Source organism: Mycobacterium ostraviense, assembly GCF_002705925.1.
In the GTDB taxonomy this organism is placed as follows: domain Bacteria; phylum Actinomycetota; class Actinomycetes; order Mycobacteriales; family Mycobacteriaceae; genus Mycobacterium; species Mycobacterium ostraviense.
The window spans coordinates 1-427 of record NZ_NKRE01000143.1; the positions used below are offsets into that span (position 1 = coordinate 1).

At 64.9% G+C, this 427-nt stretch carries 1 protein-coding gene; it reads right to left on the reverse strand.

Translation table 11 applies throughout. From position 1 onward, the window contains the following. Nucleotides 1–427, reverse strand: a 427-nt coding sequence (nudC, locus tag CDN38_RS28390) for an NAD(+) diphosphatase (protein WP_099319516.1), incomplete at both ends; no start/stop codon positions are given.

Consider the following 427-nt stretch of genomic DNA (forward strand, 5'->3'; position numbering starts at 1 on the left):
GGGTCACCCAAGGCATGAAAGCCAACCATTAACGACCGCGGGAACGGCCACTGCTGGCTGCCCAGATAGCGCACATCGCGAACGGTCAGGCCGATTTCCTCGCGGATCTCCCGGGCGACGCAGACTTCGAACGACTCTCCGGCCTCGACAAAGCCAGCCAACAGCGAGAACATCCGTTCCGGCCACGCCGCCTGGCGAGCCAACACGGCACGATCAGCGCCGTCGTGAACCAGGCAGATCACCGCCGGGTCGATACGGGGGAACTCCTCATGACCGGTGATCGGGTTGACCCGTGACCAGCCGGCCCTGGCCGGTTTCGTCGGCGCGCCGTCTAGGGCGCTGAATCGTGCGTTGTCATGCCAGTTCAACAGCGCCGATGCCGACGACACCAGTTGGCTGCTGGTGTCGTCCATGATTCGGCCGAGCC